The sequence below is a fragment of the Agromyces laixinhei genome, assembly GCF_006337065.1.
Taxonomy (GTDB): Bacteria; Actinomycetota; Actinomycetes; order Actinomycetales; family Microbacteriaceae; genus Agromyces; species Agromyces laixinhei.
This window is the reverse complement of the sequence record NZ_CP040872.1, coordinates 1,134,797-1,148,554: the sequence shown is the minus strand read 5'-3', so window position 1 is coordinate 1,148,554 and position 13,758 is coordinate 1,134,797. Positions and strand designations below refer to the sequence as shown.

The 13,758-nt window shown below is 65.6% G+C and carries 20 protein-coding genes; 1 reads left to right on the top strand and 19 read right to left on the bottom strand.

The window, feature by feature from the left end; genetic code table 11:
- Positions 1 to 127: 127 nt before the first annotated feature.
- From rplE to rpsJ, 14 genes are read right to left on the bottom strand one after another with little or no spacing between them, the layout of a single operon-like run.
- A complete protein-coding gene (gene rplE, locus FHG54_RS05465) occupies positions 128 to 709 on the bottom strand; it encodes a 50S ribosomal protein L5 (protein WP_139416374.1) in 582 nt (193 codons plus the stop codon).
- Positions 709 to 1,068 carry a 50S ribosomal protein L24 gene (gene rplX, locus FHG54_RS05460; RefSeq protein WP_139416373.1) on the bottom strand — a complete coding sequence of 120 codons (360 nt, stop codon included), beginning with the start codon at positions 1,066 to 1,068 and terminating at the stop codon, positions 709 to 711. The genes rplE and rplX overlap by 1 nt, the downstream gene beginning before the upstream one ends.
- Before the next feature lies 1 nt (position 1,069).
- Positions 1,070 to 1,438, bottom strand: a complete 369-nt coding sequence (gene rplN, locus FHG54_RS05455) for a 50S ribosomal protein L14 (protein ID WP_139416372.1) — start codon at positions 1,436 to 1,438, stop codon at positions 1,070 to 1,072.
- Positions 1,439 to 1,471: 33 nt separating this feature from the next.
- The gene (rpsQ, locus tag FHG54_RS05450; protein WP_139416371.1) at positions 1,472 to 1,792 is read right to left on the bottom strand and encodes a 30S ribosomal protein S17; all 321 of its coding nucleotides are present in this window, start codon (positions 1,790 to 1,792) and stop codon (positions 1,472 to 1,474) included.
- A gap of 2 nt (positions 1,793 to 1,794) precedes the next feature.
- Positions 1,795 to 2,124, bottom strand: coding sequence for a 50S ribosomal protein L29 (gene rpmC / locus FHG54_RS05445; RefSeq protein ID WP_139416370.1), 330 nt, complete (start codon positions 2,122 to 2,124; stop codon positions 1,795 to 1,797).
- Positions 2,124 to 2,543 carry a 50S ribosomal protein L16 gene (gene rplP / locus FHG54_RS05440; protein ID WP_139416369.1) on the bottom strand — a complete coding sequence of 140 codons (420 nt, stop codon included), beginning with the start codon at positions 2,541 to 2,543 and terminating at the stop codon, positions 2,124 to 2,126. The genes rpmC and rplP overlap by 1 nt, the downstream gene beginning before the upstream one ends.
- A gap of 2 nt (positions 2,544 to 2,545) precedes the next feature.
- Positions 2,546 to 3,298 carry a 30S ribosomal protein S3 gene (gene rpsC / locus FHG54_RS05435; RefSeq protein ID WP_056010873.1) on the bottom strand — a complete coding sequence of 251 codons (753 nt, stop codon included), beginning with the start codon at positions 3,296 to 3,298 and terminating at the stop codon, positions 2,546 to 2,548.
- A complete protein-coding gene (rplV, locus tag FHG54_RS05430; RefSeq protein WP_108596003.1) occupies positions 3,298 to 3,663 on the bottom strand; it encodes a 50S ribosomal protein L22 in 366 nt (121 codons plus the stop codon). The genes rpsC and rplV overlap by 1 nt, the downstream gene beginning before the upstream one ends.
- Before the next feature lie 25 nt (positions 3,664 to 3,688).
- The gene (gene rpsS / locus FHG54_RS05425; protein WP_056010880.1) at positions 3,689 to 3,970 is read right to left on the bottom strand and encodes a 30S ribosomal protein S19; all 282 of its coding nucleotides are present in this window, start codon (positions 3,968 to 3,970) and stop codon (positions 3,689 to 3,691) included.
- Positions 3,971 to 3,982: 12 nt separating this feature from the next.
- The gene (gene rplB, locus FHG54_RS05420; RefSeq protein WP_139416368.1) at positions 3,983 to 4,822 is read right to left on the bottom strand and encodes a 50S ribosomal protein L2; all 840 of its coding nucleotides are present in this window, start codon (positions 4,820 to 4,822) and stop codon (positions 3,983 to 3,985) included.
- A 17-nt stretch (positions 4,823 to 4,839) separates the two neighbouring features.
- Complete coding sequence (rplW, locus tag FHG54_RS05415) at positions 4,840 to 5,145, bottom strand: 50S ribosomal protein L23 (RefSeq protein ID WP_139416367.1); 306 nt, start codon at positions 5,143 to 5,145, stop codon at positions 4,840 to 4,842.
- Positions 5,142 to 5,816, bottom strand: a complete 675-nt coding sequence (gene rplD / locus FHG54_RS05410; protein ID WP_139416366.1) for a 50S ribosomal protein L4 — start codon at positions 5,814 to 5,816, stop codon at positions 5,142 to 5,144. Before rplD ends, rplW begins: the two co-directional genes overlap by 4 nt.
- 3 nt (positions 5,817 to 5,819) lie before the next feature.
- Positions 5,820 to 6,476, bottom strand: coding sequence for a 50S ribosomal protein L3 (rplC, locus tag FHG54_RS05405; RefSeq protein WP_139416365.1), 657 nt, complete (start codon positions 6,474 to 6,476; stop codon positions 5,820 to 5,822).
- 8 nt (positions 6,477 to 6,484) lie between these two features.
- Entirely contained in the window at positions 6,485 to 6,793 is a 309-nt protein-coding gene (gene rpsJ, locus FHG54_RS05400) for a 30S ribosomal protein S10 (RefSeq protein WP_017201594.1), read from the bottom strand.
- Positions 6,794 to 7,328: 535 nt separating this feature from the next.
- Between rpsJ and FHG54_RS05395 the strand changes: the two genes are divergently transcribed.
- Positions 7,329 to 7,799, top strand: coding sequence for an OsmC family protein (locus FHG54_RS05395; RefSeq protein ID WP_139416364.1), 471 nt, complete (start codon positions 7,329 to 7,331; stop codon positions 7,797 to 7,799).
- A gap of 80 nt (positions 7,800 to 7,879) precedes the next feature.
- Here FHG54_RS05395 and FHG54_RS05390 read toward each other — a convergent pair whose 3' ends face one another.
- The 5 genes from FHG54_RS05390 to rpsL all read right to left on the bottom strand — a co-directional run bounded on the left by FHG54_RS05390 (position 7,880) and on the right by rpsL (position 13,489).
- Complete coding sequence (locus FHG54_RS05390) at positions 7,880 to 9,016, bottom strand: acyltransferase family protein (RefSeq protein WP_139416363.1); 1,137 nt, start codon at positions 9,014 to 9,016, stop codon at positions 7,880 to 7,882.
- Positions 9,017 to 9,145: 129 nt separating this feature from the next.
- The gene (tuf, locus tag FHG54_RS05385; protein WP_139416362.1) at positions 9,146 to 10,339 is read right to left on the bottom strand and encodes an elongation factor Tu; all 1,194 of its coding nucleotides are present in this window, start codon (positions 10,337 to 10,339) and stop codon (positions 9,146 to 9,148) included.
- Positions 10,340 to 10,452: 113 nt separating this feature from the next.
- Positions 10,453 to 12,567: an elongation factor G gene (gene fusA, locus FHG54_RS05380; protein WP_139416361.1), complete on the bottom strand. Its 2,115-nt coding sequence runs from the start codon at positions 12,565 to 12,567 to the stop codon at positions 10,453 to 10,455.
- 77 nt (positions 12,568 to 12,644) lie between these two features.
- Positions 12,645 to 13,115, bottom strand: coding sequence for a 30S ribosomal protein S7 (gene rpsG / locus FHG54_RS05375; protein WP_139416360.1), 471 nt, complete (start codon positions 13,113 to 13,115; stop codon positions 12,645 to 12,647).
- Positions 13,115 to 13,489: a 30S ribosomal protein S12 gene (rpsL, locus tag FHG54_RS05370; RefSeq protein WP_022883289.1), complete on the bottom strand. Its 375-nt coding sequence runs from the start codon at positions 13,487 to 13,489 to the stop codon at positions 13,115 to 13,117. Before rpsL ends, rpsG begins: the two co-directional genes overlap by 1 nt.
- Between the last annotated feature and the right edge of the window lie 269 nt (positions 13,490 to 13,758).

Below are 13,758 nucleotides of genomic sequence, written 5' to 3'. Positions count from 1 at the left end.
ACCAGGTTTCAGCGTTCGTTACACGAGCGATGACCTGTGGTGTCGGCCTCTCGCGGTTGCGGAGGACCGGGTCGGATGCCGCCGGCGCCCCTTCGACAGGCTCAGGGGCAGGCCGCGGCATCCGGGGTCAGTTGGCGGCCGCCTTGAAGGGGAAGCCGAGCTGCTTGAGCAGCGAGCGACCCTCTTCGTCGGTCTTGGCGGTGGTCACCACGGTGATGTCCATTCCGCGGACGCGGTCGATCTTGTCCTGGTCGATCTCGTGGAACATCGACTGCTCCGTGAGACCGAAGGTGTAGTTGCCGGTGCCGTCGAACTGCTGGTCCGAGAGACCGCGGAAGTCGCGGATTCGGGGCAGTGCGAGCGAGAGCAGGCGGTCGAGGAACTCCCACATGCGGTCGCCGCGTAGCGTGACGTGGGCACCGATCGGCTGGCCTTCGCGCAGCTTGAACTGCGCGATGGACTTGCGAGCCTTGGTGACCTGCGGCTTCTGGCCGGTGATCTTGACGAGATCGGCGATCGCGCCGTCGATGACCTTGCCATCGCGTGCGGCCTCGCCGACACCCATGTTCACGACGATCTTCACGAGGCCCGGAACCTGGTGCACGTTGGTGTAGCCGTGCTCCTCGGTGAGGGTCTTCGAGATCTCGTCCCGGTACTTGGTCTTCAGACGCGGCTGGATTCTGCCAGCCTGCGTAGCCGTATCGGTCATTACAGGTCCTTACCTGACTTCTTGGCGTAGCGGACGCGGACGGTCTTCGTGGTGCCGTCCTTCGTCACGGTCTCGGTGCGGAAACCGACGCGGGTCGGCTTCTTCGACTCGGGGTCGACGAGCGCGACGTTCGAAACGTGGATCGGGGCCTCGATGGTCTCGATGCCGCCGGTCTTCGAGCCGCGCTGCGTCTGGCCGACGCGAACGTGCTTCGTCACGAAGTTGATGCCTTCGACGACGACGCGGTTCTCGGCGACGAGCACCTCGAGGACCTTGCCCTGCTTGCCGCGGTCTCCGCCGCGGGCCTGGCTGCGGCCCGAGAGCACCTGCACGAGGTCGCCCTTCTTGATGTTGGCCATTTCAGATAACCTCCGGTGCCAGCGAGATGATCTTCATGAACTTCTTGTCGCGAAGCTCGCGACCGACCGGTCCGAAGATACGGGTGCCGCGCGGGTCACCATCGTTCTTCAGGATCACTGCGGCGTTCTCGTCGAACTTGATGTAGGAGCCGTCGGGGCGACGGGTCTCCTTGACGGTGCGGACGATGACGGCCTTGACGATATCGCCCTTCTTCACGTTACCGCCGGGGATCGCGTCCTTGACGGTCGCGACGATGGTGTCACCGACGCCGGCGTACCGGCGCTTCGAGCCACCGAGCACGCGGATCGTGAGCAGCTCCTTGGCGCCGGTGTTGTCGGCGACCTTGACTCGTGATTCCTGCTGAAGCACTTTGAATCTCCTTCTTTCAAGTGGGCCAGAGGCCTACTTGGCCTTCTCGACGATCTCGACGAGGCGCCAGCGCTTCGTGGCGGAGAGGGGACGGGTCTCGCTGATCACGACGAGGTCGCCGATGCCGGCGGTGTTCTGCTCGTCGTGCGCCTTGACCTTCGAGGTACGGCGAATGACCTTGCCGTACAGCGGGTGCTTCACGCGGTCCTCGACCTCGACGACGATGGTCTTCTCCATCTTGTCGCTGACGACGTAACCGCGACGAACCTTGCGGTAGCCGCGGACGAGCTCGGCCGCGGTGTCGACCTCGGCCGCGGTGCCGACACCGGCAGCTGGCTTCTTGGTCTCAGCCATGATCAGGCCTCCTTCGTCTCTTCGGCCCCGGCTGCGGCATCCGCGGATGCCTCGGCCTTGGCCTTCTTCGTCTTCTTCTCGGCCTTGACCGGAGCCTCGATCGGCGCGGGCGTTGCCCGGATGCCGAGCTCGCGCTCGCGGATGACCGTGTAGATGCGCGCGATGTCGCGCTTGACCGCCTTCAGGCGGCCGTGGCTCTCGAGCTGGCCGGTGGCCGACTGGAAGCGCAGGTTGAACAGCTCTTCCTTGGCCTTCTTCAGCTCATCGACGAGTCGCTCGTCTTCAAAGGTGTCGAGCTCGGCGGGGCTGAGCTCCTTGGTGCCGACGGCCATTATGCGTCGCCCTCCTCGCGCTTGATGATGCGTGCCTTGAGGGGCAGCTTGTGGATGGCACGGGCCATGGCCTCACGAGCGAGCTGCTCGTCGACGCCCGAGACCTCGAAGAGGACTCGACCCGGCTTGACGTTCGCGACCCACCACTCGGGTGAACCCTTACCCGAGCCCATGCGGGTCTCGGCCGGCTTCTTCGTGAGCGGACGGTCGGGGTAGATGTTGATCCACACCTTGCCGCCGCGCTTGATGTGACGGGTCATCGCGATACGAGCGGACTCGATCTGACGGTTCGTCACGTACGCGGGGGTCAACGCCTGAATGCCGTACTCACCGAAGGAGACCTTGGTGCCGCCGGTGGCGTGGCCCGAACGGCCGGGGTGGTGCTGCTTGCGGAACTTGACTCGACGGGGAATCAACATGGTTATGCCTCAACTCCTGCTGCCACCGGCTCCTGCGCCTTGGGCGCACGACGGGGACGGTCACTGCGCTCGGGGCGCGACGACTTCTGGTTGGCCTGCTCGCGGGCGAGCTCCTTGTTGGTGATGTCGCCCTTGTAGATCCAGACCTTCACGCCGATGCGGCCGAAGGTGGTCTTCGCCTCGTAGAAGCCGTAGTCGATGTTCGCGCGCAGGGTGTGCAGGGGCACACGGCCTTCGCGGTAGAACTCCGAGCGGCTCATCTCGGCGCCGCCGAGGCGGCCGGAGACCTGGATGCGGACGCCCTTGGCGCCGGCGCGCTGAGCACCCTGCAGGCCCTTGCGCATCGCGCGGCGGAATGCCACGCGAGCGGAGAGCTGCTCGGCGATGCCCTGAGCGACGAGCTGAGCGTCGGCCTCGGGGTTCTTCACCTCGAGGATGTTCAGCTGGATCTGCTTGCCGCTGAGCTTCTCGAGGTCGGCGCGGATGCGCTCGGCCTCGGCGCCGCGGCGACCGATCACGATGCCGGGACGCGCCGTGTGGATGTCCACGCGGACGCGATCGCGGGTGCGCTCGATCTCGATGCGCGAGACACCGGCACGGTCGAGCGACGTCTGCAGCAGCCGACGGATCTTGATGTCTTCTGCAAGATAGTCGGCGTAGCGCTGACCGGGCTTCGTCGAGTCGGAGAACCACCGCGACACATGGTCGGTGGTGATGCCGAGACGGAAGCCGTACGGGTTGACCTTCTGACCCATTACTTCGTACCCTCCTCGGGCGTGGCGAGCACGACGGTGATGTGGCTCGTTCGCTTGTTGATGCGGAAGGCACGACCCTGAGCACGCGGCTGGAAACGCTTGAGGGTGGTGCCCTCATCGACGAATGCGCGGCTGATGTAGAGGTCCTGCTCGTCCAGGTAGGTGTTCGTTGCATCTGCCTTGACGCGAGCGTTCGCGATGGCCGAGGCAACGAGCTTGTACACCGGCTCGCTCGCGCCCTGAGGTGCGAACTTCAGGATGGCGAGTGCCTCCTGTGCCTGCTTGCCGCGGATCAGGTTGACGACGCGACGGGCCTTCATGGGGGTGACGCGGATGTGTCGCACGCGTGCGATCGACTCCACCATTTCTTCTCCTCCTTCACGTCACCGCTTAGCGGCGACGGCCCTTCTTGTCGTCCTTCACGTGTCCACGGAAGGTGCGGGTGGGTGCGAACTCGCCGAGCTTGTGACCCACCATGGTCTCGGTGACGAACACCGGGATGTGCTTGCGACCGTCGTGCACCGCGATCGTGTGCCCCAGCATCGCCGGGATGATCATCGAACGGCGCGACCAGGTCTTGATGACGTTCTTGCTGCCGGCCTCGTTCGCCGTGATCACCTTGCGAAGCAGGTGGTCGTCGACGAAGGGGCCCTTCTTCAGACTGCGTGGCATCTTCTACAACTCCTACTTGCGCTTCTTGCCGACGTTACGGCGGCGAACGATGAGCTTGTCGCTGGGAAGGTCGCGCTTGCGCGTACGGCCTTCCTTCTGGCCCCAGGGGCTGACGGGGTGACGTCCACCGGACGTCTTGCCCTCGCCACCACCGTGCGGGTGGTCGACCGGGTTCATGGCAACACCGCGCACGGTCGGGCGGACGCCCTTCCAGCGCATGCGGCCGGCCTTGCCCCAGTTGATGTTCGACTGCTCGGCGTTGCCGACCTCGCCGACGGTCGCGCGGCAGCGCGCGTCGACGTTGCGGATCTCACCCGAGGGCAGACGCAGCTGGGCGTAGGGGCCGTCCTTCGCGACGAGGCGAACGGATGCGCCGGCCGAACGTGCCATCTTGGCACCGCCGCCGGGGCGCAGTTCGATCGCGTGCACCACGGTACCGGTGGGGATGTTGCGCAGCGGCAGGTTGTTGCCGGGCTTGATGTCGGCGTTCGGGCCGGACTCGACGATGTCGCCCTGGCTGAGCTTGCTCGGGGCCAGGATGTACCGCTTCGTGCCGTCGACGAAGTGCAGCAGCGCGATTCGCGCGGTGCGGTTGGGGTCGTACTCGATGTGAGCGACCTTGGCGTTGACGCCGTCCTTGTCGTTGCGCTTGAAGTCGATCACGCGGTACTGGCGCTTGTGGCCACCACCGATGTGACGCGTCGTGATGCGACCCTGGTTGTTGCGACCACCGGTCTTCGACAGCGGACGGAGCAGCGACTTCTCGGGCGTCGAGCGCGTGATCTCCGCGAAATCGGCGACCGACGAACCGCGACGACCGGGGGTCGTGGGCTTGTACTTGCGAATAGCCATTCTTCTACCTCTGCTCCTTAGCCGACAGCCGTGAAGATGTCGATCGAGCCGGACTTGAGGGTGACGATCGCGCGCTTGGTGTCCTTGCGCTTGCCCGTTCCGAACCGGGTGCGACGGGTCTTGCCCTGACGGTTCAGCGTGTTGATCGACGCCACCTGGACGTTGAAGATCTTCTCGATGGCGAGCTTGATCTCGGTCTTGTTCGAGCGGGGGTCCACGATGAACGTGTACTTGCCCTCGTCGATCAGGCCGTAGCTCTTCTCCGAGACGACAGGCGCGATGATGATCTCGCGCGGGTCCTTGTTGTTCGCGACGGCGCTCATGCCGACACCTCTTCCTTCGCGGCGCTGTCAGCCTTGGCCGTCTTCGCGGCCACGAAGGCCTCGAGCGCGGCGGTGCTGAAGACGATGTCGTCGGAGACGAGCACGTCGTAGGCGTTCAGCTGGTCGACGCGCAGCACGTGCACGGTCGGGATGTTGCGCACGGCGCGCTGCGACAGCTCCTCGTCGTGCGCGAGCACGATGAGGAAGCGCTTGGCCGGCGCGATCGCAGCGAGGAGCGCGATGGCGTCCTTGGTCTTCGGCGTCTCGCCGGCCGCGAAGCCGGTGACCGCGTGGACGCGGCCGCCGCGAGCACGGTCGGAGAGCGAGCCGAGGAGGGCCGCGGCGATCATCTTCTTGGGGGTGCGCTGCGAGTAGTCACGCGGCTGCGGGCCGTGGACGATGCCACCGCCGGTCATCTGAGGAGCGCGGATCGAACCCTGGCGGGCGCGGCCGGTGCCCTTCTGCTTGAACGGCTTGCGACCGGCGCCGGAAACCTCGCCGCGGGTCTTGGTCGAGTGCGTGCCCTGACGCGCCGCGGCGAGCTGGGCCACGACGACCTGGTGGATGAGCGGGACGTTGGTCTGCACGTCGAAGAGTTCGGCGGGCAGCTCGACCGAACCGGACTTCTTGCCGGTCGCGTCGAGCACGTCAATGGTGTTGGCGGTAGCCATGGACTACGCCCCCTTCACTGCGTTGCGGACGAAAACGAGACGGCCGCGAGCACCGGGAACCGCGCCCTTGACGAGCAGCAGGCCCTTCTCGGCGTCGACGGCGTGCACGCGGAGGTTGAGCACGGTCACGCGCTCGCCACCCATGCGACCGGCCATGCGCATGCCCTTGAAGACACGGCTGGGGGTCGAGGAAGCACCGATCGAGCCGGGCTTGCGGTGGTTGCGGTGGGCACCGTGCGAAGCGGAGACGCCCTTGAAGTTGTGGCGCTTCATGACACCGGCGAAGCCCTTGCCCTTGCTCGTGCCGACGACGTCGACGAGCTGGCCGGCCTCGAAGGTGGCGTCGACCGTGAGCTCCTGGCCGCGCTCGTACGAGGCGGCGTCGGCGGTGCGCACCTCGGTGAGGTGGCGACGCGGGGTCACCCCTGCCTCACGGAAGTGACCGGCAGCGGGCTGGTTCACCTTGCGCGGGTCGATGGCGCCGGCCGCGATCTGCACGGCCTGGTAGCCGTCCTTCTCGGGGGTGCGAACCTGGGTGACCACGTTGGGGGCGATCTCGATGACGGTGACGGGCACGAGCTTGTTGTTCTCGTCCCACACCTGGGTCATGCCGAGCTTGGTGCCGAGCAGACCTTTCACGTTCTTGGTAGCGGAAGACATCTGTTACCTCAGAGCTTGATCTCGATGTTGACGTCGGCCGGCAGGTCGAGTCGCATGAGCGAGTCGACGGCCTTGGGCGTCGGGTCCACGATGTCGATGAGACGCTTGTGGGTGCGCATCTCGAAGTGCTCGCGGCTGTCCTTGTACTTGTGGGGCGAGCGGATGACGCACACCACGTTCTTCTCCGTCGGAAGCGGCACCGGGCCGACGACCGTGGCGCCCGCGCGGGTCACCGTGTCGACGATCTTGCGCGCCGAGGTGTCGATGACCTCGTGGTCATACGACTTCAGTCGAATGCGGATCTTCTGTCCCGCCATTGCTGACTCTCTCTCTGTCAAGGCGTCTTACCCCTTCCGAGGGCATCGGACGCCTGGGTGTAATAGTCACACCGTGCTACTCCGTGTGAAGCACCACTGTTCTTCTGTCAAAGGCCGGTGATCGAGCCTGTCGAAACCACCCGCCCGGATGCCCCGGGGCGGTGCTCTCGACACGCTCGACCTTCGAACCCGCCGATGCGCACGCTCGCATGCCTGTGTCTGTGCAGGCACAGGCATGGGATCGTGTTGAGTCGGCTTGTCTGTTCTCCTGCCTGCGGCCTAGCCTGACCCCCGTGCGAACCCCGTGGAAACGGGGTGAACCGGGTGGCTATGCACTGCCTGACAGTGATCCGATCGGCGCGCACGCATGCGCGCGTTCGAAATGTTGAACTCAACGAGTTTGCCACATCGCGTGCCCCCATGCAACCCGGGCGTGTCGCGGTGGCAGAGCTCACCGCATCCTCTCAGTCAAGCGGATGTCGCGGCATCCGCGCGCATGATGGAATCGAAGCACGACCGATCGACGGGAGACACCATGACCGACCAGACGACGGAGCATGCACACGCGGTGAGCGAGCGCATCGGACCGGGCAGCGTCTCGGTCACGAGGGTCGCGCCGCGGCGGTACGCAGGGCTGAACGAGCGCGGCGCCACGGTGGCGATCGGCGGCGCCGAGGTCGACGGTGAACACTTCACGCCAGGCGAACTGTTGAAGCTCGCGCTCGCCGGTTGCGTGGGACTCAGCACCGATCGGGTCGCTGCGAGGCGGCTCGGCGACGAGTTCGCGATGACGGTCTGGGCGCACGGCCGCTCCGACGAGGAGTCGAACCGGTACACCCATATCGCGGAGGAGGTGTTGATCGATCTCTCCGCGCTCGAGGACGGCGATCGTGCGAAGCTCGTCGAGATCATGGCCAAGGCCATCGATCGCGCCTGCACCGTCGGCCGCAGCGTCGAGGGCGCCATCGACGTCGACACTGAGATCGACGGCACCGAGGTGCGTTGATGATCGCCTGAGACGACGAAGAACACGTCTCCACCGACGACCCACGTCGTCGCGCTGAGGAGCGCGGAAGGGAAGACCGTTCAGTCGCGAACGCTGCGCGACCATGCGACATCGCGCTCGGCCGAGGCACGCACACCCCGTCTCGGCGTGCGGAAGGGGTCTTCGATGTACCGCTTCGAGAGTCCGGCGACGAGGAACGAGACCCCGACCAGCAGCACCATCAGCCACCACGGACTCGGCACACCGGTGAGGTAGGGCACGAACATGAAGATCGGCCAGTGCCAGAGGTAGAGCGAGTACGACACGTCGCCCATCCACTGCACGGGCCGAAGCGCGGCGAGCCGGGTCGGCGACCAGACGACCTGAGGCATGCCGGCCCAGATCACCGCGAGGGTGCCGACCACGGGCACGAGCACGATCGCCCCGGGGAAGAGCTCCGGCGAACGGAAGGTGACGATCGGCACGGCGATGAGCACGAGACCGGCGAGCGACACCGCGGCTCGCCAGCCGTTCCGATCCCGGAGGGGCGTCGCAGCGACGAGTGCGAGCAGTCCGCCGACGCCGAACTCCCACGTGCGGGTGAACGTCGAGAAGTACGCGAGGTCGGAGTTCTGCGCCGTCAGCACGAGGCAATGCACGAATGATGCGGCGGTCACCGCTCCGAGGAGGATCAGGAGGACTCTCCGCGACCCCACTCCGCTCCGAGCCGCCGCCCAGATGGCGACGATCATGAGGAGTGGCCAGAAGAGATAGAACTGCTCCTCCACTGAGAGCGACCAGAAATGCTGCACCGGCGTGGACTCGAGGTCGGAGTGACGCGGGATCTGCGAGTCGATTGCGAGCTGCCAGTTCTCGAAGTACACCGCACTCGCGACGACCTCGCTGAACCACGAACGCCACTCTCGTCGGGGTACGAGCGCGATCGTGAGCACCGAGACCGCCGCGAGCACCGCCACTGCCGCCGGGAGGATGCGACGCGCTCTGCGGCGGTAGAAGGTACCGAGGGAGATCTTCCCCCGCGTCTCGGCATTGCGAAGCAGGAGCCCGGTGATGAGGAATCCCGAGACGACGAAGAAGACGTCGACGCCCATGTAGCCGGCCGGTGCCACCGCGGGCCAACCGTGATGGAGCACGACCGCACCCACGGCCAGCGCCCGAAGAGCCTGGATCTCGGGGCGAACCGTCGAGCGAGCGACTGGCGGAGGGGGAGCTGCCATCCGTGCCAGCGTAGGTCGATCGCAGGGTACTTGAAAGGGGTTGCAGGATTCGCGAAAAGGTGCAGCGGGGTATGCGAAAGGGGCCGGACCCGAAGGTCCGACCCCTGTCGGCGATCAGTAGGCGAGAACCTACTTGACGATCTTGGTGACCGTACCGGCACCCACGGTGCGTCCACCCTCACGGATGGCGAAGCCGAGGCCCTCCTCCATGGCGATCGGCTGGATGAGCTCGACCGTCATGTCGGTGGTGTCGCCGGGCATGACCATCTCGGTGCCGTCGGGCAGCGTGATGACGCCGGTGACGTCGGTGGTGCGGAAGTAGAACTGCGGGCGGTAGTTCGCGTAGAACGGGTTGTGACGCCCGCCTTCCTCCTTGGAGAGGATGTACGCGGTGCCCTCGAAGTTCGTGTGCGGGGTGACCGAACCGGGAGCGACGACGACCTGACCGCGCTCGACGTCTTCGCGCTTGGTGCCGCGAAGGAGCAGGCCGCAGTTCTCGCCGGCCCATGCCTCGTCGAGCTGCTTGTGGAACATCTCGATGCCGGTGACCGTGGTCTTCTGCGTCGGACGGATGCCGACGATCTCGACCTCGGAGTTGATCTTCAGCGTGCCGCGCTCGGCGCGGCCCGTGACGACGGTTCCACGACCGGTGATCGTGAAGACGTCCTCGACGGGCATGAGGAACGGCTTGTCCTTGTCGCGCACGGGGTCGGGGATCGACGCGTCGACGGCCTCCATGAGGTCGAGGACCGACTGGACCCACTTCTCGTCGCCCTCGAGCGCCTTGAGGCCCGAGACCTGCACGACGGGAGCGTCGTCGCCGGGGAAGCCCTGGCTCGAGAGCAGCTCGCGAACCTCGAGCTCGACGAGCTCCAGGATCTCTTCGTCGTCGACCATGTCGGACTTGTTGAGCGCGACGAGCAGGTAGGGCACGCCGACCTGCTTGGCGAGCAGCACGTGCTCACGCGTCTGAGCCATCGGGCCGTCGGTCGCCGCGACCACGAGGATCGCGCCGTCCATCTGAGCGGCACCGGTGATCATGTTCTTGATGTAGTCGGCGTGACCCGGGGCGTCGACGTGCGCGTAGTGGCGCTTCGGCGTCTCGTACTCGACGTGCGAGATGTTGATCGTGATGCCGCGCTGACGCTCTTCGGGCGCGGAGTCGATCGACGCGAAGTCGCGCTGCACGTTGGTGGCCGACGGGTACTTGTCGGCGAGCACCTTCGAGATCGCTGCGGTGAGCGTGGTCTTGCCGTGGTCGACGTGACCGATCGTTCCGATGTTGACGTGCGGCTTGGTCCGCTCGAACTTGGCCTTAGCCACTGTGGGTCCTCCTCAGGACTCGTGTAGAGCCAACGGGCGCTGGATTGCGACCGGGGGCCTACGGGGGTTGTGTTGATATGTTACGCGAACCGGCAGGTTCGTGCGTGTCGGGCCTATTCGCCCTTGTTCTTCTGGACGATCTCGTCGGCCACAGCCTTCGGGACCTCCGCGTAGCTCTGGAACTCCATCGAGTACACCGCACGACCAGAGGTCTTCGACCGAAGGTCGCCGATGTAACCGAACATCTCCGAGAGCGGGACGTGCGCACGCACGACCTTCACGCCTGCGGCATCCTCCATCGACTGGATCTGACCACGACGCGAGTTCAAGTCGCCGATGACGTCGCCCATGTACTCCTCAGGAGTACGGACCTCGACGGACATCAGCGGTTCGAGCAGTACGGGGTTCGCCTTGCGAGCGGCTTCCTTGAAGCCCATCGAGCCGGCGATCTTGAACGCCATCTCCGAGGAGTCGACGTCGTGGGCGGCGCCGTCGAGGAGGCTCGCCTTGACGCCGACCATCGGATAGCCCGCGAGGATGCCGTACTGCATGGCGTCCTGGAAGCCGGCGTCGACCGAGGGGATGTACTCGCGCGGAACGCGGCCACCGGTGACCTTGTTCTCGAACTCGTAGATCTTGTCGCCTTCGATCTCGAGCGGCTCCAGCGCGAACTGGATCTTCGCGAACTGGCCGGACCCACCGGTCTGCTTCTTGTGGGTGAAGTCGTGCTTCTCGACCGCACGCTTGATCGTCTCGCGGTACGCGACCTGGGGCTTGCCCACGTTGGCCTCGACGTTGAACTCGCGCTTCATGCGGTCGACCAGGATGTCGAGGTGGAGCTCGCCCATTCCCTTGATGACCGTCTGACCGGTCTCCTGGTTCTGCTCGGTGCGGAAGGTCGGGTCCTCTTCGGCGAGCTTCTGGATCGCCGTGCCGAGCTTCTCCTGGTCGGCCTTCGTCTTCGGCTCGATGGCGACCTCGATGACGGGCTCGGGGAAGGTCATCGACTCGAGCACGACCTGGTTGCCCGGGTCGCAGAGGGTGTCACCGGTGGTGGTGTCCTTCAGGCCGATGACCGCGTAGATGTTGCCGGCGGTCACCGAGTCGATCGGGATCTCCTTGTTGGCGTGCATCTGGAAGATCTTGCCGATGCGCTCCTTCTTGCCCTTGGTCGAGTTGATGACCTGGGCGCCGCTGTCGAGGCGGCCGGAGTAGACGCGCACGTACGTGAGGCGACCGAAGAACGGGTGCACCGCGACCTTGAACGCGAGAGCCGTGAACGGCTCCGACGCGTCTGCGTGACGCATGACGATCTTCTCCTCGTCGCGAGCGTCGTGCGCCTCGATGGCGGGCACGTCGAGCGGCGAGGGGAGGTAGTCGATGACGGCGTCGAGCATCGGCTGCACGCCGCGGTTCTTGAACGCGGAGCCGCAGAGCACGGGGTAGATCTCGGAGTTGACGGTGAGCTTGCGGATCGCGGCCTTGATCTCGGCGACGGTCAGCTCTTCGCCGCCGAAGTACTTCTCCATGAGCTCGTCGCTCGTCTCGGCGACCGCCTCGAGCAGCGCGGTGCGGTACTCGGCGGCCTTGTCGACGAGGTCGGCGGGGATCTCCTCGATGGCGTACTCGGCGCCCATCTTGACGTCACCCTTGGAGTCGCCGCGCCACGTGAGCGCGCGCATCTCGACCAGGTCGACGACGCCTTCGAACGACGATTCCGAACCGATCGGGAGCTGCAGCACGAGCGGCTTGGCGCCGAGGCGGCTGATGATCGTGTCGACCGTGAAGTAGAAGTCGGCGCCGAGCTTGTCCATCTTGTTGACGAAGCAGATGCGGGGCACGTTGTACTTGTCGGCCTGGCGCCAGACCGTCTCGGACTGGGGCTCGACGCCCTCCTTGCCGTCGAAGACGGCGACCGCACCATCGAGCACGCGAAGCGAGCGCTCGACCTCGACCGTGAAGTCCACGTGGCCGGGGGTGTCGATGATGTTGATCTGGTTCTTGTTCCAGTAGCAGGTCACGGCGGCAGACGTGATCGTGATGCCGCGTTCCTTCTCCTGCTCCATCCAGTCGGTCGTCGAGGCGCCGTCGTGGGTCTCGCCGATCTTGTGGTTGACGCCCGTGTAGAACAGGATGCGCTCGGTCGTGGTGGTCTTGCCGGCATCGATGTGCGCCATGATGCCGATGTTGCGGACCTTGTTCAGGTCGGTGAGCACGTCTTGTGCCACGGGGGTTCCTCCGGAGAGTCAGGAAGCGAAAGGGAGTGGGAGCGGATGCCGCCTCGCAGCGGCATCCGCTCTGCCTGCTACCAGCGGTAGTGGGCGAAGGCGCGGTTCGACTCGGCCATCTTGTGGGTGTCTTCGCGGCGCTTGACCGCGGCACCCAGGCCGTTCGAGGCGTCGAGGATCTCGTTGGTGAGACGCTCGGTCATCGTCTTCTCGCGACGAGCCTTGGCGTAGCTGGTGAGCCAGCGGAGGGCCAGGGTGTTCGCGCGGTGGGGCTTGACCTCGACGGGAACCTGGTAGGTCGAACCGCCGACGCGACGCGAACGCACCTCGAGGGTCGGGCGCACGTTGTCGAGCGCCTTCTTCAGCGTGACGACGGCGTCCTGGCCGTTCTTCTCGGCGACGTTCGAGAGCGCTTCGTACACGATGCGCTGTGCGAGGTCTTTCTTGCCGTCGACGAGGATCTTGTTGACGAGCTGGCTGACGACGGGCGAACCGTAGACCGGGTCGGCGACGACGGGGCGCTTCGGAGCGGGTCCCTTGCGAGGCATTACTTCTTCTCCATCTTCGCGCCGTACTTACTGCGGCCCTGCTTGCGGCTCTTCACGGCCTGGGTGTCGAGTGCGCCGCGCACGATCTTGTAGCGCACACCGGGGAGGTCCTTCACACGACCGCCGCGGATGAGCACCATCGAGTGCTCCTGCAGGTTGTGGCCCTCACCGGGGATGTAGGCGGTGACTTCGGTGCCGTTGGAGAGCTTCACACGAGCGACCTTGCGGAGCGCGGAGTTCGGCTTCTTCGGGGTGGTGGTGTACACACGCGTGCACACGCCCCGCTGCTGGGGGTTCGCCTTGAGGGCGGGAGCCTTGGTCTTGGTGACCTTCGGCGAGCGGCCCTTGCGGACCAACTGCTGAATGGTTGGCACTACTTCTCCTTGTTGTTGCTGCACGGTGACAGCGTTTGATGGATTCACATCACGACCCACCAGCACTGCAGAACTGCAACACTTCAATGGTGGGTATGCCGTGGGGGCGAATGGCCCGATGCGTGCGACGGTCTCGGCCCGACTCGCGCCGGACTTGCAGGCACGATTCGAGCGCGCGACGACGCGCACACCCGATCAATGGTAATGCGCCGTCACCTCGCGGTCAAATGGCACAGAGAGCGACGGATGGCGCGGGCTCGCACACAGCG